Below are 23,959 nucleotides of genomic sequence, written 5' to 3'. Positions count from 1 at the left end.
ATGACACGACCCACGACCCCGATCCTCGACCGCGTCACCATTCCGGCGGACATGAAGCGCCTGACCGACCGCGAGCTGCGCCAATTGGCCGATGAATTGCGGGCCGAGACGATCGACGCCGTCTCCGTGACCGGCGGGCATCTCGGGGCCGGCCTTGGCGTGGTGGAACTGACGGTGGCGCTGCATGCCGTCTTCGACACGCCCAAGGACAAGCTGATCTGGGATGTGGGCCATCAATGCTACCCGCACAAGATCCTGACCGGCCGCCGCGACCGCATCCGCACCCTGCGGATGGAGGGCGGGCTGTCGGGCTTCACCAAGCGCAGCGAGAGCGAGTACGACCCCTTCGGCGCGGCCCATTCCTCTACCTCCATCAGCGCGGCCTTGGGCTTTGCCGCCGCGCGCGATCTGGGCGGCCAGCCGGGCGATGCGATCGCGGTGATCGGCGATGGGGCCATGTCGGCGGGCATGGCCTTCGAGGCGATGAACAATGCCGGGCATATGGATACGCGGCTCTTCGTGATCCTGAACGACAACGAGATGTCGATCGCGCCGCCGGTGGGGGCGCTGTCGGCCTATCTGTCGCGGCTGTATGGCGATGCGCGGTTCCACGATCTGAAATCGGCGGCCAAGGGCGCGGTGGCGATGCTGCCCGAACCCTTCCAAGAAGGCGCGCGCCGCGCCAAGGAGATGCTGAAGGGCATGGCCTTCGGCGGCACGTTGTTCGAGGAGTTGGGCTTTTCCTATATCGGCCCGGTGGATGGGCATGATCTCGATGCGCTTTTGCCGGTGCTGCGGACGGTGCGGGCCAAGGCGACGGGGCCGGTGCTGATCCACACGATCACCAAGAAGGGCAAAGGCTATGCCCCCGCGGAACGCGCGGCCGACAAGGGCCATGCGACCGCCAAGTTCGATGTGCAGACCTTTGCGCAGGCCAAGGCGGCCTCGAACCTGCCGAGCTATACCAAGGTCTTCGCCCAAGCCCTCGTGGCGGAGGCGGAGCGCGATTCGAAGGTGGTGGCCGTGACGGCCGCGATGCCCGACGGCACGGGCCTGAACCTGATGGCGCAGCGCTTCCCCGAACGCTGCTTCGATGTGGGCATCGCCGAACAGCATGCCGTCACCTTTGCGGCGGGCATGGCGGCGGGCGGGCTGCGTCCGTTCTGCGCCATCTATTCGACCTTCCTGCAGCGCGGCTATGACCAAGTGGTGCACGACGTGGCGATCCAGCGCCTTCCGGTGCGCTTTGCCATCGACCGCGCCGGGCTGGTGGGGGCCGATGGCGCCACCCATGCCGGCAGCTTCGACATCGCCTTCTTGGCCAATCTGCCCGGTTTCACCGTGATGGCCGCCGCGGACGAGGCGGAGCTGGTGCATATGGTCGCCACCGCCGCAGCCCATGATGACGGCCCGATCGCCTTCCGCTATCCGCGGGGCGAGGGGACGGGCGCGCCCCTGCCGCTGCGCGGCACGCCGATCCCGATCGGCAAGGGCCGCGTGATCCGCGAGGGGGAGCGTGTGGCGCTTCTGTCCTTCGGCACGCGCCTCTTCGAGGTGGAGCGCGCCGCCGAGGCGCTGGAGGCGCGCGGCATTTCCACCACCGTGGCCGATGCCCGCTTTGCCAAACCGCTGGACCGCGATCTGGTCCTGTCGCTGGCGCGCGAGCACGAGGCGCTTCTGACGGTGGAGGAGGGCGCGATCGGCGGCTTCGGCAGCCATGTCGCCCAATGCCTCGCCGAGGCCGGGGTCTTCGACCGGGGGCTGAAGTTCCGCTCCATGGTGCTGCCCGACACCTTCATCGATCAGGCGAGCCCGGCGGCGATGTATCACATCGCGGGCCTCGACGCCGCTCAGATCGAGGGGCTGGCGCTTCAGATGCTGGGCGTGTCCGCCCTGACGCGGCGGGCCTGACGGCGGCGTCATGCGCGTGTCGCATGGCCGCTATACGAGGAACATCAGGGGCTTGGCATCGGTGTGCCCCCTGCCATAAGCGCGGGATGGCACAGGAAAGGACGAGGATGTCGCACTCCATCAGCATGACCGATGCCGAGATCCGTCCCGGCGTCATCCATTTCGCGCTGGCGATCGGCGGGTTCGCCATCGGCACCTCCGAATTCGCGGCCATGGCGCTGATCCCCTATTTCTCGCCCGCGCTCGGGATTTCCGACACGGTGGCGAGCCATGTGATCTCGGCCTATGCGCTGGGTGTCGTGGTCGGCGCGCCGGTGCTGGCGGTGCTGGGCGCGCGCTGGCCGCGGCGGACGCTGCTGATCGCGCTGATGATCGTCTATGCGGTGGCCCATGTCGCCTCAGCCTTTGCGCAAAGCTATGAGGGGATGCTCGTCTATCGCTTCGTCTCGGGCCTGCCGCATGGGGCGTATTTCGGCGTCGCCTCTCTGATGGCGGCCAGCGTGGTGCCGCGGGGGCAGCGGTCGAAGGCGGTGGCGCGGGTGATGACCGGGCTGACGGTGGCCACCGTCTTGGGCGTGCCCTTCGCCAATGTGCTGGGGCAGACGGTGGGCTGGCGCTATGGCTTCGGCATCGTCGCGATCCTTGCGCTGGCCTGCGCCGTGCTGGTCTGGACCTATGCGCCCAAGGTGGACGCGCCCCGCACCGGATCGCCGCTGTCGGAACTGTCGGCGCTCGGCAATCGGCAGGTGCTGCTGACGCTGCTGACGGGGGCGGTGGGCTTTGGCGGGTTCTTCGCGGTCTACAGCTACGTCGCCTCCACCACGATCCATGTGACGCAGGCGGGCGAGGCGGCGGTGCCCTTCGTGCTGGCGGTCATGGGCGTCGGGATGGTGGTCGGCACGATCGTCGTGGGCTGGCTGTCGGACCGCTGGCCGAACCTTGCGCCCTTCGGGGTGATGGCCTGCAGCGGCGCGCTGATGCTGCTCTATGCCCCCGCCTCGGGGATGCTGGGCACGCTGATGCCGCTGGTGTTCCTGATCGGGATGACGGGCGCGCTTTCGACCCCGCTGCAATCGCGCCTGATGGATGTCGCGGGCGAGGCGCAGACGCTGGCCGCCGCGCTCAACCATTCGGCGTTCAACGTGGCAAATGCCATCGGCCCGGCCCTTGCGGCGACGGCCATCGCGGCGGGCTACGGCTATCAATCCTCGGGTTATGTGGGGGCGCTGTTGTCGGTCGGCGGCATACTCTGCTTTGCGCTGACGCTGGCCGATGCCAGAAGGTCCGCCAGCCCCGCGCGATAATCGGGAAAGCGCAGCCGCACGCCAAGGGCCTTCATCCGGTCGTTCCGCACCCGTTTCGATTCGGCATAGAAGCTGCGCGCCATGGGCGACATTTCCGCCTCGTCGAACGGAATGGCGGGGGGGATGGGCAGGCCCAGAAGGCGGGCCGCTTCGGCGATGACATCCTGCGGCGGGGCGGGATCGTCGTCGCAGACATTGAAGATGCCGGGCGCGGGCGCGTGGATCGAGGCGTCCAGCACCTGCGCGATATCCTCGACATGGATGCGGCTGAAGACCTGCCCCGGCTTGATGATGCGCCGGGCGGTGCCGTCCTTCACCTTTTCGAACGGGCCGCGACCGGGGCCGTAGATCCCGGCGAGCCGAAAGATATGCACCGGCATCCGCGCCTGCCACTGCCGTTCGGCCAAAAGGCGCTGCTCGCCCCGGCGGGTGGTGGGGGCGGGGGGCGTGTCCTCGTCCACCCAGCCGCCGCCGTGATCGCCATAGACCCCGGTGGTGGACAGATACCCCGCCCAGTGCAGCGGCAGGGCCGCCAGCGCCTCGGCATGGGTGGCAAGGAAGGGATCGCCCGCCGCATCCGGCGCGGCCGAGGCCAGAAGATGCGTCACCCCGTCCGGGATCGGAGCGGGCCAGATCAGACGCTCCACCCCCGGCTGCCACGGCTTGCTGGCATCGCGCGTGGTGCCGATCACCCGCCAACCCCGCGGCAGCAGCCGCGCCGCCAGCGCCCGCGCCGAATAGCCGTGCCCAAGCGACAGCAGCGTCGGCATCAGGCCAGATGCGGGCGGAACGCGGCGACCACCTCTTCGTAGACGGCGCGTTTGAAGGGCACGATCGCCTCGATCATGGAGGCGGCATCGATCCACCGCCATTCGGAGAATTCGGGATGACCGGCGGTGATGTCGATCTGATCGTCGCGGCCGAGGAAGCGGAACAGGAACCACTTCTGCCGCTGCCCGCCATATTTCCCGCCCCAGACCTTGCCCAGAAGTTCGGGCGGCAGATCGTAGGTCACCCAATCCTCGGTCCGGTCGATCAGCTCCACGAGGTCGGCGGTGACGCCCGTCTCCTCCCACAGCTCGCGCAGGGCGGCGGCCTTCGGGTCCTCGCCCTTGTCGATGCCGCCCTGCGGCATCTGCCAAGCGGGGGCATCGCTGTCGATGCGGCGACCGGCAAAGATCCGGCCATCGGGGTCGATCATCATCACGCCGACGCAGGGGCGATAGGGAAGGGTCATGCAAGCCTCATACGATGACATCCTGCGCGGTCTGCTGGCCCACGCCGAACACGCGCTTGTAACGGGCAACCTCCTCGGCGGGGCCGAGCGCCTTGTTGGGGTTGTCGGAAAGCTTCACCGTCGGGCGGCCATCGGCAGAGACCGCCTTGCACACCAGACTGAAGGGATCGAGCGCCCCATCCGGCACGAGATCGCGGAAGTCGTTGGTCAGCATCGTGCCCCAGCCGAACGAGGCCTTCACCCGGCCCCGGAAACGCGCGGCCAGTTCCTCGATCTTGTCGACATCCAAGCCGTCGGAGAAGATCACCAGCTTTTCGCGCGGGTCTTCGCCGCGATCCTGCCACCAGCGGATGGCGCGTTCGGCGCCCTCGGCCGGATCGCCCGAATCGATGCGGATGCCGGTCCAGCCCGTCAGCCAATCCGGCGCGCGGTCGAGGAAACCGGCCGAGCCGAAGGTGTCGGGCAGCATGATGCGCAGATTGCCCTCATGCTCCTCGTGCCAGTCGGCCATGACGCGGTAGGGGGCTTCGGCCAGTTCGGCATCGGTGTCGGCCAGCGCCGCCGTGACCATGGGGAGTTCGTGCGCGTTCGTGCCGATCGCCTCCACCTCGCGGCGCATGGCGATCAGGCAGTTGGAGGTGCCGAGGAACGATGCCCCCAGCCCTTCCTGCATCGCCTGCACGCACCAGTCCTGCCACAGGAAGGAATGGCGGCGGCGGGTGCCGAAATCGGCGATCTTGAGGCCTTCGATCTTCTTCAGACGTTCGATCTTCTCCCACAGCTTGGCCATGGCGCGGGCATAGAGGACCTGAATCTCGAACCGGCCCATCCGTTCCAGCACGGCGCGCGACCGCAGTTCGACCAGAATGGCAAGGGCGGGGATTTCCCACAGCATCACCTCGGGCCATGTGCCCTCGAAGGTCAGCTCATACTGGCCGTCCTTCTTTTCGAGGTGATAGGGCGGAAGCTGCAAGCCCTCGAACCACTCCATGAAGTCGGAGCGGAACATCTGGCGCTTGCCATAGAAGGTGTTGCCTCGCAGCCATGTGCTTTCGCCCCGCGTCAGGCGCAGCGCGCGCACGGCGTCCAGCTGCTGGCGCAATTCGCCTTCGTCGATCATGTCGGCAAGGCGGAAGCTGGTGGAGCGGTTGATCAGGCTGAACTTCACCACCGTGTCGGGACGGTTGCGGAAGATCGACTGGCACATCAGCAGCTTGTAGAAATCCGTGTCGATCAGCGAGCGGACGATCGGGTCGATCTTCCACTTGTGATTGTGCACGCGCGTCGCGATGTCGACCATCTCAGTCCTCCAAGGTGACGCCGGCGGCGCGCATCCGCGCCAGCGCATCCGCGAGCGATCCGCCCATGTCGATGGCGCGGCAGGCGCCGGTCAGCACGCGCGTCGGGAATCCCAGCCGCACCGCATCCAGCGCCGAGAACGCGACGCAATAATCCAGTGCCAGCCCGCACAGCGTGACCGACGTCGCCCCCCGCGCCCGCAGCCAGCCCTCCAGCCCGGTGGGGGTGGTATGATCGTTTTCGAAGAAGGCGGAATAGCTGTCCACCGCGGCATGCGTGCCCTTGCGCTGGATCAGCTCGGCCGCGTCCGCGGCAAGGCCGGGATGGAAGGCGGCACCGGGCGTTCCCTGCACGCAGTGCACGGGCCAGAGCACCTGCGGGCCATAGGGCATCTGCACTTGGCTGAAGGGGTCCGCGCCGTGATTGGCGGCAAAGCTGGAATGATCGGCCGGATGCCAATCCTGTGTCAGAACGCGGATGTCGAAGCTCGGCATCAGCGCGTTGATGCGCGGCAGGATGGCATCGCCCTCCGCCACGGCCAGGGCTCCGCCCGGGCAAAAGTCGTTCTGCACGTCGATGACGATGAGCGCGTCCATCGGCCCGTCTCCTTGCGTGGCGGCCCATGATGGGTAGGGGCGGCAGGGGGCCTCGTCAATGCCGGGCCTTGATTTTCCGGCGGGCGCGGCGCATCTGGCGCGCATGTTCACCGTCGCCGCCCTGTATCATTTCACCCGTTTTGACGATCCTGCCGCCCTGATCCCCGGCCTGCGCGCCGTGGCCGAAGGGGGCGGGGTGCGCGGCTCGCTCCTGATCGCGGCCGAGGGGATCAACGGCACCGTCGCCGGCCCGCGCGCCGGGATCGACGCCCTTCTGTCGGCGATCCGCGCCTTGCCGGGCTGCGCCGGGCTGGAATGGAAGGAAAGCCGCGCCGCCGAGATGCCGTTCGATCGCCTGAAGGTCCGCCTGAAGCGCGAGATCGTGACCATGGGCCAGCCCGATGTCGATCCGCGCGCCCGCGTCGGCCATTACGTCGAGGCGCGGGACTGGAACGCCCTGATCCAAGAGCCCGATGTCGTGGTGATCGACACCCGCAACGATTACGAGGTGGAGATCGGCACCTTCGCAGGCGCGGTCGATCCCGGCACGCGGTCCTTCGGCGAGTTTCCGGCATGGTGGGAGGCGAATCGCGACCGGTTCGCCGGCAAGCGGGTGGCGATGTTCTGCACCGGCGGCATCCGCTGCGAGAAATCCACCAACTACCTTCTGGGGCAGGGGGTGGAGGATGTGTTCCACCTCAAGGGCGGCATCTTGAAATACCTCGAGGATGTGCCCGAGGATGACAGCCTCTGGCAGGGGGAATGCTACGTCTTCGATCGGCGCGTCTCGGTCCGTCATGGGCTGGAGCCGGGAAGCCACGGCATGTGCCATGCCTGCGGCCGTCCCGTCGATGCCGCCGCCCGCGCCCATGCCGATTACGAAGAGGGCGTGTCCTGCCCCCGCTGCCGGTCCGAATACACCGAGGACGACCGCGAACGGTTCCGCATGCGCCAGCGTCAGCGCACGCGCGGCTGACGGTTGCGGGACGGTGTTCTGCGGCCTACAACGGGCCTCAGCAAGGAGGCCCCCCATGACCAGACCCGTCGTTCTCTGCATCCTCGATGGTTGGGGTCTGCGCGATCAGACCGAGGCGAATGCCCCGGCGCTGGCGCGCACGCCCACGATGGACCGGCTGATGGCCGGCTGCCCGCATTCCACGCTCGTCACCTTCGGCCCCGATGTGGGCCTTCCCAAGGGGCAGATGGGCAATTCCGAGGTGGGCCACACCAATATCGGCGCGGGCCGCGTGGTCGCGATGGATCTGGGCCAGATCGATCTGGCGATCGAGGATGGCAGCTTCTTCACCCGCCCCGCCCTGACCGATTTCATCGACGCGATGAAAGCCTCGGGCGGGACGGCGCATCTGATGGGCGTCATCTCGGATGGTGGGGTGCATGGGCATATCCTGCATGTGCTTGCCGCCTGCCGCGCCGTAGCGGCGTCCGGTGTGCCGGTGGTGCTGCATGCGATCACCGACGGGCGGGACGTGGCCCCCTCCTCGGCGCGGGCCTTCATGCGCCAGCTTCTGGACGATCTGCCGGAGGGCGTGCGCGTCGGCACCGTGTCGGGCCGCTACTACGCGATGGACCGCGACACCCGCTGGGACCGCGTGATGCGCGCATGGGAGGCGATGGTGGACGGCAAGGGCGCGAACGCCCCTTCGGCCGCCGACGCGATCGAGGCCGCCTATGCCCGCGGCGAGACGGATGAATTCATCGCCCCCACCGTGATCGGCGATTACGCGGGCGCTGCGGATGGCGACGGGATCTTCTGCCTGAACTTCCGCGCCGACCGCGCGCGCGAGATCCTGTCGGCGCTGGCCGATCCCGCCTTCGACGCGGCCCCCCGCCGCGCGGTGGAATGGGCGGCGATCCTTGGGATGGTGGACTATTCGGCCGCGCATGATGCCTACATGACGACGGTCTTTCCCAAACAGGTGCTGGTGAACACGCTGGGCGAATGGGTGGCGGCGCAGGGCCGCACCCAGTTCCGCCTTGCCGAGACGGAGAAGTATCCGCATGTCACCTTCTTCCTGAATGGCGGGCGCGAGCAGCCGTTCGAGGCCGAGGACCGCGCGATGCCCCGCTCCCCCAAGGTCGCGACCTACGATCTGCAGCCCGAGATGTCCGAACCGGAGGTCGCCGAGAAGCTGGTGGCCGCGATCGAGCATGGCTACGATCTGATCGTCGTCAATTTCGCCAATCCCGACATGGTGGGCCATACCGGCATCCTCGAGGCCGCGACCGCGGCCTGCGAGGCGGTGGATACCGGCCTTGGCCGCGCCGTGGATGCGCTGGAGGCGGCGGGCGGCGCGATGCTGGTCATCGCCGATCACGGCAACTGCGAAACCATGGTCGATCCCGAAACGGGCGGCCCGCACACCGCTCATACCACGAACCTCGTTCCCGCGATCCTGTTCGGCGGGCCGGACGGCGCGCGCCTGCGCGACGGGCGCCTTGCCGATGTCGCACCGACGCTGCTGGCGCTGATGGGCCTGCCGCAACCGGCCGAGATGACGGGGGAGAGCCTGATCGCATGATCCGCGCGGCGGCCCTTGCCCTGTGCCTGATGGCCGGGCCGCTGCAGGCGGCAGGGGTGGCCGAACAGGCGCAGGGTGCCGCCGCATCCCTGCGCGAGGCGATCACCGACATGCGCAGCGCCCGCGACGGGCGCGACCGGGTGGGCGCGCTGACGCGGACCATCACCGCCTACGAGGACGGGCTGACCGCGCTGCGCGAAGGCCTGCGGCAGGTGTCCGCCCGCGAGGCGGATCTGCGGGCGCAGGCCGAGGGGCGCGACCGCGACATCTCGCAGCTTCTGGGCGCGTTGGCACGGATGGACACGACGCCCGGGCCGATGCTGTTCCTGCATCCGGGCGGCCCGCTGGCGACGGTGCGCACCGGCCTGATCATGGCCGATGTGACCCCGGCCCTTCAGGCCGAGGCCGACGATCTGCGCCGCCAGCTCGAAGAATTGGGCCGCCTGCGCGCCGCCCGGCTGGAGGCGAGCGGTACCTTGGCCGAGGGGCTGCGCGTGGCGCAGGAGGCGCGGATCGCGCTGAGCCAAGCGATTTCGGACCGGACGGACCTGCCGCGCCGCTTCACCGAGGATCCGGGCGTGCTGCGCGCGCTTCTCGAAAGCTCCGAGACGCTGGACAGTTTCGCCGCGCAGCTGGACCCGGAGGGGATGCCGCCGGGCTTTGCCGAGGCCAAGGGCACGCTGCCGCTGCCCGCGCATGGCACGCTGGTGCGCCGGGCCAATCAGCCCGATGCGGCCGGGGTGCGCCGTCCGGGGATCATCTTCGTGACGCGCCCCGCTGCATTGGTCACGGCCCCGGTCGCGGCGACCATCCGCTACCGCGGTCCGCTTTCGGGCTACGGAAATGTGATGATCCTAGAGCCGGGTGACGGTTATCTGATGGTGCTGGCAGGCCTGCAAACGGTATATGGCGAGGTAGGAGAGGTCGTGCCGGCCGGCGCGGCTTTGGGGTTGATGCCGGGCGGTGATCAGGGTCTGGTGAATGTCTTGGATCAGGCGGCCGATGCGCCGGGTTCGGGCGAGACGGAAACGCTGTATCTGGAGCTGCGCCGCGGAACGGGGCCGGTCGATCCGGCCGAATGGTTCGCGGAGCTTCGGGAAACATAGGACAGGGTATGAGGAAATATGTTCTGGCCGCGCTTGGCGGCACCGTGGCGGGGATTCTGGCCACCACCCAGCTGGCTGCGCCGCTGATCGCCCAGGAGCAGGAGCATGATTCCTCCGTCTACGAGCAGCTCGATCTGTTCGGCGACGTGTTCGAACGCATCCGCAACCAGTATGTCGAGGAAGTGCAGCCCAAGGATCTGATCGAAGCGGCGATCAACGGGATGCTCACCTCGCTCGATCCGCATTCGAGCTATCTGCCCGCCGATGATTTCAGCGATATGCAGGTGCAGACGCGCGGCGAATTCGGCGGCCTCGGGATCGAGGTCACGCAGGAGGACGGCTTCGTCAAGGTCGTGACCCCGATGGACGACACGCCGGCGGCCGCTGCGGGCCTTCAGCCGGGCGATTACATCACCGCGGTGAACGGCGAATCGCTGCAGGGCCTGATGCTGGACGATGCGGTGGATCTGATGCGCGGGCCGGTCGGGTCGGAGATCGTGGTGACGATCGTGCGCGAGGGCCGGGCGGAACCGTTCGACGTGTCCATGGTGCGCGATACGATCAAGCTGACCGCCGTGCGCAGCCGGACCGTGGGCGGGCACACCATCGTGCTGCGCGTCTCCACCTTCAACGACCAGACCTATCCCGGCCTTCAGGACGAGCTGAAGAAGCGCGTCGAGGAACTGGGCGGGATGGACAATGTGAACGGCATCGTCCTCGATCTGCGCAATAACCCCGGCGGTCTGCTGACGCAGGCGATCAAGGTGTCCGACGCCTTCCTGACGGAGGGGGAGATCGTCTCCACCCGCGGGCGCAACCCGCAGGACAACGAACGCTACAACGCCACGGCGGGCGATCTGGCCGAAGACAAGCCGATCGTGGTGCTGATCAACGGCGGCTCGGCCTCGGCCTCCGAGATCGTGGCGGGCGCGTTGCAGGACCACAAGCGCGCGATCGTGGTCGGCACCAAGAGCTTCGGCAAAGGTTCGGTCCAGACGGTGGTGCCGGTGCGCGGCGATGGCGCGATGCGGCTGACGACGGCGCGCTACTACACGCCCTCGGGCCGGTCGATTCAGGCGCTGGGCGTTTCGCCCGACATCGTGGTGGATCAGCCGGTGCACGATCCGGACACCGTGCCCGACGACGAGGGCAGCGCCTCGGCCCTGCCGATGCGGTCGGAATCCTCGCTGCGCGGCATCCTGTCGAACGATTCGATGACCGACGAAGAGCGTCAGCAGCTGGAGGCCGATCGCGCTCTGGTCGAGGAAACCGCCCGTCTGCGCGACGAGGATTACCAGTTGGCCTATGCCGTGGACATCCTGCGCGGCCTGTCCGTGGTGGAGCGTAAGTGAGGCTCAGTCCTCGTCCGTGATGTTGCCGCGCCCGGCCTTGATCTGGGCGCGGTTCGCCTTGGCAGCGAGCCGCCGCCTCTGGCTGCCCAAGGTCGGCTTGGTCGGAATGCGCCGCTTCGGCGCCACCAGCGCCTGACGGATCAGCCCGGCCAGCCGCTCGCGCGCGATTTCGCGGTTGCGGGCCTGCGACCGGGTCTCGTCCACCTGAAGGATCAGCGCACCTTCCTGCGTCCAGCGCCGCCCGGCCAGCCGTTTCAGCCGCGCCTTCACCGGCCCCGGCAGATGGGGGGAGCGTTCGGCCTCGAACCGCAGTTCGACCGCCGTCGCGACCTTGTTGACGTTCTGCCCGCCCGGCCCGGAGGCGCGCACGAAATGTTCCGTCAATTCCCAGTCGGCGATGTGAAGAGTGTCTGTAATATGCAGCATGATTTCATAGAGAAAGGGCCGTCACGGCCGACGACCCTTTCCGAGATCCAAGGAGATGAGCCAGTTAGGTTTCATCCCAATCGATGGGTGTTCCGCTTGGGGGCTGCCCCTAGCTGAAGTGCCCTCCGACTGTCCCGACACCTCTCTCCAATATCACTCTCGACACTGGATCACCTCCTTTCAATGCGTTGCCGATACCTGTGAGGTTGGCACAGATCGGAGGCATGTCAACGATCTTCACGCAAATGATGTGGTCATCCGCCGAACGATCAGGCGGAAAGGCACCAGCGCGATCGCGGCGAGCCCAATTTTCACGCACCAATCCGCAGTGGCCAGCGACATCCAGAGCGGCAGGATCGGGCCGTGGCCCAGCAGCGGCACCCCCTCGTTCGCCCAAGATACGTCCGATGCCGGATCCAGCAGCGTCAGCCAGCCGGAGAAGGCGATGGTGAAGAAGAGCACCGTATCCGTCGTCGCCCCCAGCACGGTGGAGATGGCGGGTGCGCGCCACCATGCCGCCGCGCGCAGACGGTCGAACACGAACACGTCCAGCAGCTGCGCCACGAGGAACGCCGTCGCCGAGGCCAGCGCCACGCGGAAGGAGACGAGCGGCCCGAACTCCCCCACAATCTGCGTGCCGATCAGCGAGCAGGCGAGCCCGGTGACGAAGCCCGCGATCACCACCTGCCGCGCCGCCTTTGCGCCATGCACGCGGTTGGTGATGTCGTTCACAAGGAAGGCCAGCGGATAGGTGAAGGCCCCCCATGTCAGCCAATCGCCCAGAAGGATCTGAACGAGGATGTTGGAGGCGACGACGATGGCCGCCATGGCCAGAATGAAGGGCAGGTGCGCGCGGGTCATGTGGGACATCCGTTTTGACAAGGTGGCGGAGAACTTGGGCGGCCGCCTATACCGCACCCGCGTCAATCCGCAAAGCGGTATTCGACGAATTCCGTGCGTTCGAAGGGCATGAAGTTGTCATCCGACAGCATCGTGATCACCGTATCGGCCCCGTCGCGCCAGACGCCGAGCCCTTCGAGGTTGTCGAACTTGCCCGGCCGGGTGGTGAACATGGTCCATTCGCCGCCGCCATCCATGTCGAAGCGCCGCACCCGAGTGGAGAAGCCGAAGCCGAGGAACGCCCGCTCCAGCACATAGAGCCGCCCCTCGAAGACGGTGGCGTCCGAGATGCGGAAGATGCCGCGCCGCGCGATGCGGAAATCGCGCCGCCACCGATCCGTCAGGCGCCAGAGGGTGAAGGTTTCGCCATTCGGCGCTTCGGGGATGGTCAGCAGATCGCCCCCGTCCAGCGCGACCGATTCCAGCCCGGCATTGAAGGGCAGGGTGCGGAAGGGGGCATCGGGCAGCGCCTCGGGCAATCCGTCCATCGCGGCGTAGCGGCGCAGGCCGACCCGCTGCTCGAAGCTGATGAAGGCGGTGCCGTCCGGCGCCAGCACCAGCCCCTCGGCATCCGATTGGGGGATGGGCAGGGGGCCACCATCGGCGGCGCGCAGGGCCTGAAGGGGCGTCGCCTCGATGCCGGTGATGCGGGTGCCGTCGCGCAGGATGGTGCCGGTCAGCCAATCGCCCTTGTCGGTGATGGCGGTAAAGCGGCGCCCGTCCGCCGCGAGGTCCAGCCCCGAAAAGCCGCCAAAGCGCGGATCGTCGCCCTGCCAACGGTAGGTTCCGGCGTGATTCCCCCCCGCCGGCAGCAGCCACGAGGCCACCGCCGCCAGCAGCGCCAGCAAGGGAAGCGCGATCAGCGCGCGCGCAAGACGTCGGAGCATTGGGCAGGCAGGTCGGCCAGCGTGTACTGGCGGGGATGTTTGCGGGCGGGCGCGGCGGGGCCATCGGCGGCGGGCGGTTCGAGGAAGTCCGTCACCCACCATTGCAGCGTAGCATCGCAGCCATTGCCGCCCTTGGACAGTTCGGCCACGGTCGGCGTCTGCGTCTCGCACAGGGTATCGCCCGCCGGGCATTTCAGGCGGACGTGGAAATGCGAATCGTGCCCCACCTCGGGGCGGATCTTCTGCAGCCATGGCGTGTCGGCGGGGGTCGCGGTGCGGCACATCGCGATCTTGATGGCGGCGGCGACGAAGATGCGGTCCACGCGCGGATCGCTTGCGGCGGCGCGCAGCAGTGCCTGATGCGCCGGGGTCCAGTTGGCATTCACCTCCCGCTGATCCGCCGTCCGGACCGAAACGAAGGGCAGATCCTCGCGCGCGGCGCGGCTCAGGGTCAGGCTGGTGGGCGGGCGCAGCCAGACATCGGCATCCAGCCCCGTCTGATGGCTCGCATGGCCCGAAGGGGCCGGCCCGCCGCGGGGCTGTGCGATGTCGCCGATATAGATCCCCCGCCAGCCGACCTTGGTGGCCGCGACCGACAGATCCTGCAGGAAGCGGATCGTCTCGGGTTGGCCCCAGTTGCGATTGCGCGAGGTGCGCATGACCTGCCATGTCGGCCCGGTTTCGGCCAGCGGTTGCAGCCCCGTGGCGCAGCCGCGGCTGTAGCCCCCGATCGCATGGGCCGGCCCCGATGTGGGCCGGGCGGCGGCGGCGAAGGCCTCGCTCGCCAAGGTCTGGGCCGCAGCGGGCAGGGAGAGGGCGACGCTCAGCGCCGCGGCGAGAAGGGGGATCATCTGTGCGGCCTGCGGTTCATGCCCGACCACCATAGCAGCCCCAGCCCGGCAAGAAAGAGCGCGATGACCGGCAGAACCCCGATCTGCTGGGATCCGCTGATCTGCGTCGCGATGCCGATCGCCAGCGGCGCGAGGAAGGCCGTCGCCTTGCCCGAAAGGGCGAAGAGGCCGAACGCCTCGGTGATGCGGGCGGGATCGGCGCGGTCGATCAGCAGCGTGCGGCTGGCGGCCTGCGCCGCGCCCCCCGCCGCCCCGATCAGCGCGCCGATGGCATAGAAGGCGGCGGTCGGCACCAAGGGCGCGACCGGAAGGCCGAGGATGCGCTCCGGCCCCAGCATCGGCACCGCCGCCGCCGCCGCCGTCAGCAGGCCGAGGCAGACCATGATCACGGGCTGCGGCCCGAACCGCCGATCCGCCCGCCCCCCGGCCCATGCGCCCGCGGCCCCGGCGATCGCGGCAAGGATGCCGAAGATCCCGACCGCCCGCACCTCCCATCCAAGGACCCCTACGGCGTAGATCCCGCCGAAGGCATAGATCCCGTTCAGCGCATCGCGGTAGAGCATGGAGGCCAGAAGAAACCCGCCAAGCCTCCGATCCCGGCGCAGCCGCATCAGCGCGGCCCGCAGATCGGGCAGGGCCCCCCGCAGCGCGGCGCGCACCCCGTCCGGCCCGGCGGGGGGCATCTTGGTGAACACGAAGAACGGCAGGATGAACAGCGCGTACCACAGTGCGGTAAAGGGGCCGACGGCGCGCGTCCCCTCGGCCCGCGCGGGATCGAGGCCGAAGGCCGGGGTCAGCCCCGCAAGGGTGCGCCCGTCCGGCCCCTCCTGCAGAAAGACCAGCATCAGCACCAGCGCGATCACCCCGCCCGCATAGCCGAAGGCCCAGCCGGAGCCGGAGATGCGCCCGAGTTCGGCGCGCGGGGCAAGGCGGGGCATCACGGCATTCGTGAAGGTCGTGGCGTATTCCATCCCCACGAGGCCGATGGCAAAGCAGGTGACGGTCCACGCGGTGCGGGGCGCGCCCGGTTCGGCCCACCACAGCCCCGCCGCGCCAAGGACATACATCGCCGAAAACACCAGAAGGAACCGGCGGTGCCCGCCCGTCCGGTCCGCCACCGCCCCCAAGAGCGGCGAGCCGACCGCGATGAGCACCCCCGCCGCCGCCAGCCCATAGGCCCAGACGGCCTGCGCCGCCGCCCCGTCGCCCATGATCCGCGCCATATAGGGGGCGAAGATGAACGTGGTCAGCAGCGTGGCATAGGGCTGGCTGGCCCAGTCGAAGAAGTACCAGCCCCAGATCGCCCGGCGCGCCTTGCCCCCGGTGGATGTCATGCACTGGCCTCGCTGCCTCGCCCGCCCGAAGCCATAGCGGAAAGGCGGGGCGCGCCGCAATGGCGCAGGGCGGCGCGGCATGAAGCCCGTTGTGCCGGACCGCCCGAACGCTTAGGTCTGGGATCGAATTGTTCCAACGGACGGGCCCATGGTTTCTCTGCTTCAGATCCTTCTGCTGATCCTCAGCGTCGTGCAGTTCATCATCTTCGCCCATGTCATCATGAGCTGGCTGATCAATTTCGGCGTGCTGAACCTGCGCCAGCCCATCGTCTGGCAGATCTGGGAAGGGCTGAACCGCCTGCTGGAGCCGGTCTATGGCCAGATCCGCCGGGTGCTTCCGTCCATGGCAGGGCTGGATCTGGCGCCGCTGGTGGCGCTGCTGGCCGTCTATGCGCTGCGCATCATCCTCGTGAACAACGCGGCCGCCTTCTACTGATGACGGCCCCGGCGACCTTCCTGCGCGACATCTTCGGCTTCGATGCCTTCCGCCCCGGGCAGGAAGAGATCGTGGCCGCGGTGACGGCCGGGCAGAACACGCTGGCCATCATGCCCACGGGCGGGGGCAAATCGCTCTGCTATCAGCTTCCGGCGCTGTGCCGCGATGGGGTGACGGTCGTCATCTCGCCGTTGATCGCGCTGATGCGCGATCAGGTCCGATCGCTCCGCGAGGTGGGCGTGGAGGCGGGGGCGCTGACATCGGCCAATACCGAGGCCGAGAATGAGGAAGTCTTCGAGGCGCTGGATCAGGGCCGGCTGAAGCTGCTCTATATGGCGCCCGAACGCCTTGGCGTGGCCGAAGGGATGCTGCGGCGCATCGGCGTCGGCCTGATCGCGGTGGACGAGGCGCATTGCGTCAGCCAATGGGGGCACGATTTCCGCCCCGATTACCTGCGGATCGGCACGCTGCGGCGCAGCCTCGGCGTGCCGCTCGCGGCCTTCACGGCCACCGCCGATGCCGAAACGCAGGCCGAGATCGTGGAGCGGCTGTTTGGCGGCGAGACGCCCGCCACCTTCCTGCGCGGCTTCGATCGGCCGAACATCCACCTTGCCTTTGCCGTGAAGGACAGCCCGCGCCGCCAGATCCTCGATTGGGCGGGCCGTCGCAAGGGCCTGTCGGGCATCGTCTATACCGCCACCCGCGCCAAGACCGAGACGCTGGCCCGCGCGCTGGAAGAGGCGGGACACAGCGCCGCCCATTACCATGGCGGCATGGACCCCGAAGAACGGCGCATGGTGGAAACCCGCTTTCAGCGCGAGGATGGCTTGATCGTCGTGGCGACGGTGGCCTTCGGGATGGGCATCGACAAGCCCGACATCCGCTGGGTTGCCCATGCCGATCTGCCCAAGACCATCGAAGGCTACTATCAGGAGATCGGCCGCGCGGGCCGCGACGGCGCCCCGGCCGAAACGCTGACCCTCTACGGCCCCGACGACATTCGCCTGCGCCGCAGCCAGATCGACGAAAGCGTGGCCCCGCCCGAACGCCGCGCCGCCGATCACGGGCGCCTCAATGCCCTTCTGGGCCTTGCCGAGGCGATGAGCTGCCGCCGTCAGGGCCTTCTGCGCTATTTCGGCGAAACCTCCGAGCCGTGCGGCAATTGCGACATCTGCGACCGCCCCGTCGAGGTGTTCGACGCGACCGAGGCCGTGCGCAAGGCGCTCTCGGCGATCCTGCGCACGGGTGAATGGTTCGGAACGGGCCATCTGATCGACATCCTGACCGGCAACCGCACCACCAAGGTGGCCGAACGGGGGCATGACGCGCTGCCGACCTTTGCCGTCGGGCGCGATCTGTCCAAACCCGCATGGGGCGCGGTGTTCCGGCAGATGATGGGGCGCGATCTGGTGCGCCCCGATCCCGAACGCCATGGCGCCCTGCGCATGACCGACGAGGCGCTGCCGATCCTGAAGGGGGAGCAGCCGATCACCCTGCGCCGCGACACGGTGGACAAGGCCCCCGGCCGCACCGCCGTCAAGACGCTGGTCAGCGACGAGGACGCGCCCCTGATGTCCGCGCTGAAGGCCAAGCGCCGCGCGCTGGCCGAGGCGCAGAACGTCCCCGCCTATGTGATCTTCACCGACCGCACCTTGGCCGAGATGGCCGAGCGCCGCCCCGCCACGCTGGACGACATGGCGCGCATCACCGGGGTCGGGGCGCGCAAGCTGGAAAGCTATGGCTCGGCCTTCCTTGCGGTGATCAACGGCGCGGCCGAGCCGATGCACCCGCAGCGCCGCCGCCTTGCGGGGCGCGATGCGGGCCTCATCTTCGACCGGCTGGCCGAGGCGCAGGTCCGCCTTGCCCGCGGCGAGGACGGGACGGGCAAGCCGATGAACCTGCCCACTGCGACCCTGCGCCGCATCGCCGAAAGCCGCCCCTCCACCCTGTCCGATCTGGACCGGATCGGCGGGCTGGGTCCGCAGAAGCTGGACCGTTTCGGCGCGGCCTTCCTCGAGATCCTGCACGACGGCTGACGCCCGATCGCGCTCGGAGGCGACTTTTTCGTTGTCCGTGCCGGGCGTGCATGTTCTCTTGAGGTATATGGCACCTTTCGCGCCGCCGCTGGCTGTGGCAGTGAAACGTGGCTTCGAATGAATTGTGAGAAGATGACCATGGCGTTGGATGACCGGCAACTGACACACCTGCAGCGGCTTGAGGCGGAAAGCATCCAGATCATGCGCGAGGTCGTGGCGACTGCGACGAACCCGGTGATGCTCTATTCCGTCGGCAAGGACTCGGCTTGCATGCTGCATCTGGCCAAGAAGGCGTTCTTCCCTTCGCCGCCGCCTTTCCCGTTGCTGCATGTCGATACCACTTGGAAATTCCAAGAGATGTACAAGCTGCGCGACAAGGCCGCCGCCGATGCCGGCATGCGCCTCTTGGTCCATCACAACCCCGAGGCGATGGAGAAGGGGATCAACCCGTTCGACCACGGCTCGTTGCACACCGACATGTGGAAGACGGACGGCCTGAAGCAGGCGCTGACCAAATACGGCTTCGATGCGGCCTTCGGCGGCGCACGGCGCGACGAGGAGAAATCCCGCGCCAAGGAACGCGTCTTCTCCTTCCGCTCGGCCAATCACCGCTGGGACCCGAAGAACCAGCGCCCCGAACTCTGGAGCCAGTACAACGCCCGCAAGCAGAAGGGGGAATCGATCCGCGTCTTCCCGCTCTCCAACTGGACCGAACTGGACATCTGGCAGTACATCCAGCTCGAGGGGATCGAGATCGTCCCGCTCTATTTCTCGGCGCCGCGCCCGGTCGTGGAACGCGACGGGCTGCTGATCATGGTGGATGACGACCGCTTCCCGCTGCGCGCGGGGGAGGAGCCGGAACTCCGCTCCGTCCGGTTCCGCACGCTGGGCTGCTATCCCCTGACGGGGGCCGTCGAATCCGAGGCCGCGACCCTGTCCGAAGTCATTCAGGAAATGCTGCTCACCACCACATCCGAACGGCAGGGCCGCGCGATCGACCATGACAGCGCCGCCTCGATGGAAAAGAAGAAGCAGGAAGGTTACTTCTGATGACCGAGCAGACGCACGAGTACAAGGTCGACGCGCTGATCGCCGAAGACATCGACGCCTATCTTGCCAAGCACCAGCACAAGACGATGCTGCGCTTCATCACCTGCGGGTCGGTGGATGACGGTAAATCCACGCTGATCGGTCGCCTGCTCTATGACAGCAAGATGATCTTCGAGGATCAGCTGGCGACGCTGTCCAAGGATTCGAAGGCCGTCGGCACCCAAGGGCAGGAGATCGACTTCGCCCTTCTGGTGGACGGTCTGGCCGCCGAGCGGGAGCAGGGCATCACCATCGATGTCGCCTATCGCTTCTTTGCGACCGACAAGCGCAAGTTCATCGTCGCCGACACGCCCGGCCACGAACAATACACCCGCAACATGGTCACCGGCGCGTCCACCGCCGATCTTGCCGTGATCCTGATCGACGCGCGTCAGGGCGTGCTGACGCAGACGCGGCGGCACAGCTACATCGTGAACCTCCTCGGCATCCCGAATGTGGTGCTGGCGGTGAACAAGATGGACCTCGTCGGGTATTCGCAGGAGCGTTACGACGAGATCGTCGCCGATTACCGCGCCTTCGCCGAATCGATCGGCATTAAGGAATTCACCGCGATCCCGATCTCGGGCCTGCGGGGCGACAACATCGTCGAGCGGTCCACCGGCATGGACTGGTATTACGGCCCGACGCTGATGGCGCATCTCGAAGAGGTGCCGCTGACCGACCGTTCGGCGCGCGAGCGTCCGTTCCGCATGCCGGTGCAGTGGGTGAACCGTCCGAACCTCGATTTCCGCGGCTTCTCGGGGACGGTGTCCTCGGGGATGGTGCGACCGGGCGATGCGGTGCGGGTCGTGCCGTCGGGCAAGACCTCCACCGTGAAGTCGATCGTGACCTATGACGGCGATCTCGACAGCGCGATCGCGGGGCAGGCGGTCACGATCACCTTCGCCGACGAGATCGACTGCTCGCGCGGGTCGGTGATCGCGGCGGCCGACATGCCGCCCGAAGTCGCCGATCAGTTCGAGACGACGCTGATCTGGATGGACGAGGCCGAGATGCTTCCGGGCCGTCCCTATATCCTGCAACTGGGCACGCAATCGGTCACCGCCACCATCACCGAACCGAAGTTCGAGGTGAACGTGAACACCGCCGAGCATCTGGCCTCGCGGACGCTGAAGCTGAACGCGATCGGGGTGTGCAACATCTCCACCGACCGCCCGCTGGTGTTCGAGAGCTATGACGACGACCGCACGATGGGCGGCTTCATCCTGATCGACCGGATGACGAACGCGACCGTGGCGGCGGGCCTCATCCACTTCGCGCTGCGCCGGTCGCAGAACATCCACTGGCAGGCGGTCGATATCGACCGTGACGCCCATGCCGCCCAGAAGGGGCAGAAGCCGCGGGTCGTGTGGTTCACGGGCCTGTCGGGTTCGGGCAAATCCACGATCGCCAACCTCGTGGAGAAGAAGCTGCACTCCATGGGGCGGCATTCGTTCCTGCTGGATGGCGACAATGTGCGCCACGGGCTGAACCGCGATCTCGGCTTCACCGATGCCGACCGGGTGGAGAACATCCGCCGCGTGGGCGAAGTGGCCCGCCTGATGACGGATGCCGGCCTGATCGTGCTGACGGCCTTCATCAGTCCGTTCCAGTCCGAACGCCGCATGGTCCGCGACCTGATGGCCGAGGGCGAGTTCGTGGAGGTCTTCGTGGACACCCCGCTGGACGTGGCCGAAAGCCGCGACGTGAAGGGCCTTTATAAGAAGGCGCGCGCGGGCCAGTTGAAGAACTTCACCGGCATCGACAGCCCCTATGAGGCACCCGAGTCGGCGGAGATCGTGGTCAACACCAACGAGATGTCGGCCGAAGCCGCCGCCGAGATGATCGTGGATTATCTGCTGCGGGATTGATCCCGGCATCGCATCGCACGGAAAAAGCGGCCTTCGGGCCGCTTTTTTCATGTCCGGGGCAGGGCGGAACGAAAAAGGCCCCGCCGAAGCGGGGCCTTGATGCCGAAAGGACTGGGGCGCATCAGGCGCGGCCCATGTTCCCCGTCAGGCGGTTCACGCGCAGGGCGATCAGCGTGCAGATCGCGCCGGACAGAAGGTAGGCACCCGCCGCCCAGAGGCCGAGCGAGGCCGTCAGGAACAGCGCGGCGAAGGGCGCAAGACCCGCCCCCGCGACCCAAGCCAGATCCGAGGTGACCGCCGAGGCGGTGTAGCGGTAGCCCTTGCCGAAGCTGGCCGCGACCGCACCCGACGCCTGACCGAAGCTGAGGCCCAGCAGGATGAATCCGAGGATGACGTAGATCGTCTGCCCCACGCCACCGAAGCCGAGCAGGATCGGCCCGACGATGGCGAAGGCCGCGATGCCGATGGTGGCACCGGTCAGCAGCTTGCGGCGACCGATCGTGTCCGACAGGCGCCCCGACAGGGCCGTCGCGCCGAGGCCGACCAGCGCGCCGATCACCAGCGTCGTCAGGAAGCCGGCGGGGCTGTTTTCCGTGAAGAGGAAGACATAGCCGAGCGGGAAGACCGTCAGCATGTGCAGCATCGCAAAGCTGGCCAGCGGGGTGAAGATGCCGACCACGATCGACCGGCCCTCGGCCCGCAGGGTGGAGCGCAGCGAGGTCGGTTGCAGTTCGTTGTTGGCGAACATTTCCTCATAGTCGGGCGTCGCCACGATCCGCAGACGGGCGAACAGCGCCACGACGTTGATGGAGAAGGCGACGAAGAACGGATAGCGCCAGCCCCAGTCGTAGAAGTCCACCGCCGACATGCCGAGCGTCAGGTACACGAAGAGGCCCGCCGCCACCACGAGCGCGATGGGCGCGCCGAGCTGCGGGATCATCGCGTACCAGCCGCGCTTATGCTCCGGCGCGCTGAGCGACAGGAGCGAGGCCAGACCGTCCCATGCCCCGCCGAGCGCGAAGCCCTGCCCGATGCGCAGCACGCACAGAATGATGATGGCCGCCGGGCCGAGCGTCTCGTAGGTCGGGATCAGGCCGATCGCGACGGTGGAGGTTCCAAGCAGGAACAGCGCCGCCGTCAGCTTGGCCGCGCGGCCATAGGTGCGGTCCACCCAGAGGAAGAAGGCCGACCCGAAGGGCCGGGCGACGAAGGCCAGCGCCAGCACCGCGAAGGAATAGAGCGTGCCGGTCAGCGCGTCCACGAAGGGGAACAGGCGGACGGGGAACACGAGGACGCAGGCGATGGCGAAGACGAAGAAGTCGAAGAACTCCGCCGTCCGCCCGATGATGACACCGATCGCCATCTCGCCCGGGTCGGCCTCATGCCGCCCGTGGCTGTCGGAATGCAGGCGGCGGGCGTCCTGCTCCGCCGTCGTTGATGCAGGGATGCTCACGGGCTCAACTCCATTCGATTGCTTGGTTTGCTGTCTGCCTTTATTGCATTAGACTTGGGATTGGGCAAATTGTCCAATGTTGCCGCTCGGGCTTCGGGTTTATCGCGGGGCCATACAATGCCACCTCGGCCATCAGTCCGACCATTCCGAATGGATTCGCCGTGAAAAGCTTTCGCCTCGCCGCATTGGCGCCGCTCGCCCTCATAGCCGCCTGCAAGCCCGTGGTGCTGTCGCCCGCGGGTGACGTTGCGGCACAGCAGCGCGATGTCCTCGTGATCTCGACGCTGCTGATGCTGCTGATCATCATTCCGGTGATCGCGCTCGTCGGCTTCTTCGCCTGGAAGTACCGCGAGTCCAACAAGGACGCCGAGTACGACCCCGAGTTCCACCACTCCACCCGCCTCGAGCTGGTGATCTGGTCGGCGCCGCTGCTGATCATCATCTGCCTCGGCGCGCTGACTTGGGTCGGCACGCACCTTCTGGACCCGTACCGCCCGCTGGACCGAATCGCCGCCGATCAACCGATCGAGGAGGATTACGAGCCGCTGCGCGTGCAGGTCGTGGCGATGGACTGGAAGTGGATGTTCATCTATCCCGAATACGGCATCGCGACCATCAACGAGGTTGCGACCCCGGTGGACCGTCCGGTCGAATTCTCGATCACGGCGACCTCGGTGATGAACGCCTTCTACATCCCCGCGATGGCCGGTATGATCTATGCCATGCCCGCGATGGAGACGAAGCTGAACGGCGTGATGAACCACGAGGGCGTCTATGAAGGCTTCTCGGCGCATTACTCTGGTCACGGCTTCTCGCATATGCGCTTTGAGACGCATGTCCTCTCCGAGGATGGGTTCAACGACTGGGTGGACTCGGTCCGCGCTCAGGGCGCACCGCTCGACCGCGATCTCTATGCTCAGCTGGAGCAGCCCTCCGAGAACGTTCCCGTCAGCTACTACAACTCGGTCGAGCCGGGCCTGTGGCACGCGATCGTCAACCGCTGCGTCGATGGCACGCGGATGTGCGTCGACGAGATGATGGCGGTGGACGAGCTTGGCGGCTTCGGCAATGCCGGCACGATGAACGTGACCGAACTGTCCACCAAGGTGTTCACCCGCGGTCCGACGCCCTTCGGCTCCACCCCGGTCACGGTCGATGCGTTCTGCACGGTGCTCGATTCGCAGCGCATCTACGGCAACGAGCAGGTGATCGTCGCCGCCCGCGATACGAGCCCGGTGCGTGGCCACGGCCTCGATCGTCCCGGCCCTTCGCTGACGCCAGCGATCACCCTTCTTTCCGCGCCGACGAGCGCACAGGCCCTTTGACGGAAC

21 protein-coding genes are annotated in these 23,959 nt (G+C 67.6%); 11 read left to right on the top strand and 10 right to left on the bottom strand.

Annotation, left to right across the window (positions count from 1 at the left end; genetic code table 11):
* Together dxs and GR316_RS07465 are read left to right on the top strand one after the other, a co-directional pair.
* Entirely contained in the window at window positions 1–1,911 is a 1,911-nt protein-coding gene (gene dxs / locus GR316_RS07470) for a 1-deoxy-D-xylulose-5-phosphate synthase (RefSeq protein WP_211783339.1), read from the top strand.
* Between the two features lie 107 nt (window positions 1,912–2,018).
* The gene (locus tag GR316_RS07465) at window positions 2,019–3,215 is read left to right on the top strand and encodes an MFS transporter (RefSeq protein ID WP_211783338.1); all 1,197 of its coding nucleotides are present in this window, start codon (window positions 2,019–2,021) and stop codon (window positions 3,213–3,215) included.
* Here the strand turns inward: GR316_RS07465 and GR316_RS07460 are convergent.
* Genes GR316_RS07460 through pncA form a run of 4 tightly spaced genes read right to left on the bottom strand, consistent with a single transcriptional unit; the run spans window position 3,125 to window position 6,347 of the window.
* Entirely contained in the window at window positions 3,125–3,985 is an 861-nt protein-coding gene (locus tag GR316_RS07460; RefSeq protein ID WP_211783337.1) for an SDR family oxidoreductase, read from the bottom strand. The two genes, GR316_RS07465 and GR316_RS07460, sit on opposite strands and share 91 nt — an antisense overlap.
* Window positions 3,985–4,452, bottom strand: coding sequence for an RNA pyrophosphohydrolase (locus tag GR316_RS07455; RefSeq protein WP_390625156.1), 468 nt, complete (start codon window positions 4,450–4,452; stop codon window positions 3,985–3,987). The genes GR316_RS07460 and GR316_RS07455 overlap by 1 nt, the downstream gene beginning before the upstream one ends.
* Window positions 4,453–4,459: 7 nt before the next feature.
* Window positions 4,460–5,752 (bottom strand): nicotinate phosphoribosyltransferase, encoded by a 1,293-nt coding sequence (pncB, locus tag GR316_RS07450; RefSeq protein WP_211783335.1) that lies wholly within the window; start codon window positions 5,750–5,752, stop codon window positions 4,460–4,462.
* A gap of 1 nt (window position 5,753) precedes the next feature.
* Window positions 5,754–6,347 carry a bifunctional nicotinamidase/pyrazinamidase gene (gene pncA, locus GR316_RS07445; RefSeq protein WP_211783334.1) on the bottom strand — a complete coding sequence of 198 codons (594 nt, stop codon included), beginning with the start codon at window positions 6,345–6,347 and terminating at the stop codon, window positions 5,754–5,756.
* Between the two features lie 103 nt (window positions 6,348–6,450).
* On the opposite strand from pncA, the gene trhO reads away from it, so the two are divergent.
* From trhO to GR316_RS07425, 4 genes are read left to right on the top strand one after another with little or no spacing between them, the layout of a single operon-like run.
* Window positions 6,451–7,323, top strand: coding sequence for an oxygen-dependent tRNA uridine(34) hydroxylase TrhO (trhO, locus tag GR316_RS07440; protein WP_211785142.1), 873 nt, complete (start codon window positions 6,451–6,453; stop codon window positions 7,321–7,323).
* Window positions 7,324–7,378: 55 nt separating this feature from the next.
* Complete coding sequence (gene gpmI / locus GR316_RS07435) at window positions 7,379–8,887, top strand: 2,3-bisphosphoglycerate-independent phosphoglycerate mutase (protein WP_211783333.1); 1,509 nt, start codon at window positions 7,379–7,381, stop codon at window positions 8,885–8,887.
* Window positions 8,884–9,993: a murein hydrolase activator EnvC family protein gene (locus GR316_RS07430; RefSeq protein ID WP_211783332.1), complete on the top strand. Its 1,110-nt coding sequence runs from the start codon at window positions 8,884–8,886 to the stop codon at window positions 9,991–9,993. Before gpmI ends, GR316_RS07430 begins: the two co-directional genes overlap by 4 nt.
* Window positions 9,994–10,001: 8 nt before the next feature.
* Window positions 10,002–11,345: a S41 family peptidase gene (locus tag GR316_RS07425; protein ID WP_211783331.1), complete on the top strand. Its 1,344-nt coding sequence runs from the start codon at window positions 10,002–10,004 to the stop codon at window positions 11,343–11,345.
* 3 nt (window positions 11,346–11,348) lie between these two features.
* Here GR316_RS07425 and arfB read toward each other — a convergent pair whose 3' ends face one another.
* The 5 genes from arfB to GR316_RS07400 all read right to left on the bottom strand — a co-directional run bounded on the left by arfB (window position 11,349) and on the right by GR316_RS07400 (window position 15,743).
* Window positions 11,349–11,771, bottom strand: coding sequence for an alternative ribosome rescue aminoacyl-tRNA hydrolase ArfB (gene arfB / locus GR316_RS07420; protein ID WP_211783330.1), 423 nt, complete (start codon window positions 11,769–11,771; stop codon window positions 11,349–11,351).
* A gap of 237 nt (window positions 11,772–12,008) precedes the next feature.
* Entirely contained in the window at window positions 12,009–12,632 is a 624-nt protein-coding gene (locus tag GR316_RS07415; protein ID WP_211783329.1) for a queuosine precursor transporter, read from the bottom strand.
* A gap of 62 nt (window positions 12,633–12,694) precedes the next feature.
* A complete protein-coding gene (locus tag GR316_RS07410; protein WP_211783328.1) occupies window positions 12,695–13,558 on the bottom strand; it encodes an esterase-like activity of phytase family protein in 864 nt (287 codons plus the stop codon).
* Window positions 13,531–14,409, bottom strand: coding sequence for a penicillin-insensitive murein endopeptidase (gene mepA / locus GR316_RS07405; RefSeq protein ID WP_211783327.1), 879 nt, complete (start codon window positions 14,407–14,409; stop codon window positions 13,531–13,533). The genes GR316_RS07410 and mepA overlap by 28 nt, the downstream gene beginning before the upstream one ends.
* A complete protein-coding gene (locus GR316_RS07400; protein WP_211783326.1) occupies window positions 14,406–15,743 on the bottom strand; it encodes an MFS transporter in 1,338 nt (445 codons plus the stop codon). Before GR316_RS07400 ends, mepA begins: the two co-directional genes overlap by 4 nt.
* 148 nt (window positions 15,744–15,891) lie before the next feature.
* Here GR316_RS07400 and GR316_RS07395 point away from each other — a divergent pair, with 148 nt between their 5' ends.
* From GR316_RS07395 to cysN, 4 genes are all read left to right on the top strand, one after another.
* Complete coding sequence (locus GR316_RS07395; RefSeq protein ID WP_211783325.1) at window positions 15,892–16,179, top strand: YggT family protein; 288 nt, start codon at window positions 15,892–15,894, stop codon at window positions 16,177–16,179.
* Complete coding sequence (gene recQ, locus GR316_RS07390; RefSeq protein ID WP_211783324.1) at window positions 16,179–18,215, top strand: DNA helicase RecQ; 2,037 nt, start codon at window positions 16,179–16,181, stop codon at window positions 18,213–18,215. Before GR316_RS07395 ends, recQ begins: the two co-directional genes overlap by 1 nt.
* Window positions 18,216–18,347: 132 nt before the next feature.
* Complete coding sequence (cysD, locus tag GR316_RS07385) at window positions 18,348–19,265, top strand: sulfate adenylyltransferase subunit CysD (protein WP_249218726.1); 918 nt, start codon at window positions 18,348–18,350, stop codon at window positions 19,263–19,265.
* The gene (gene cysN, locus GR316_RS07380) at window positions 19,265–21,175 is read left to right on the top strand and encodes a sulfate adenylyltransferase subunit CysN (RefSeq protein ID WP_211783323.1); all 1,911 of its coding nucleotides are present in this window, start codon (window positions 19,265–19,267) and stop codon (window positions 21,173–21,175) included. Before cysD ends, cysN begins: the two co-directional genes overlap by 1 nt.
* A 121-nt stretch (window positions 21,176–21,296) precedes the next feature.
* On the opposite strand, the gene GR316_RS07375 is transcribed toward cysN, so the two are convergent.
* Window positions 21,297–22,628 (bottom strand): MFS transporter, encoded by a 1,332-nt coding sequence (locus GR316_RS07375; RefSeq protein WP_249218725.1) that lies wholly within the window; start codon window positions 22,626–22,628, stop codon window positions 21,297–21,299.
* Window positions 22,629–22,789: 161 nt separating this feature from the next.
* Between GR316_RS07375 and cyoA the strand changes: the two genes are divergently transcribed.
* Window positions 22,790–23,953, top strand: coding sequence for a ubiquinol oxidase subunit II (gene cyoA, locus GR316_RS07370; RefSeq protein WP_249218724.1), 1,164 nt, complete (start codon window positions 22,790–22,792; stop codon window positions 23,951–23,953).
* Window positions 23,954–23,959 lie beyond the last annotated feature (6 nt).

The organism is Falsirhodobacter algicola, assembly GCF_018279165.1.
GTDB lineage: Bacteria > Pseudomonadota > Alphaproteobacteria > Rhodobacterales > Rhodobacteraceae > Falsirhodobacter > Falsirhodobacter algicola.
Note: the sequence above shows the minus strand (reverse complement) of the source record. Positions and strands in the feature narration are given on the sequence as shown.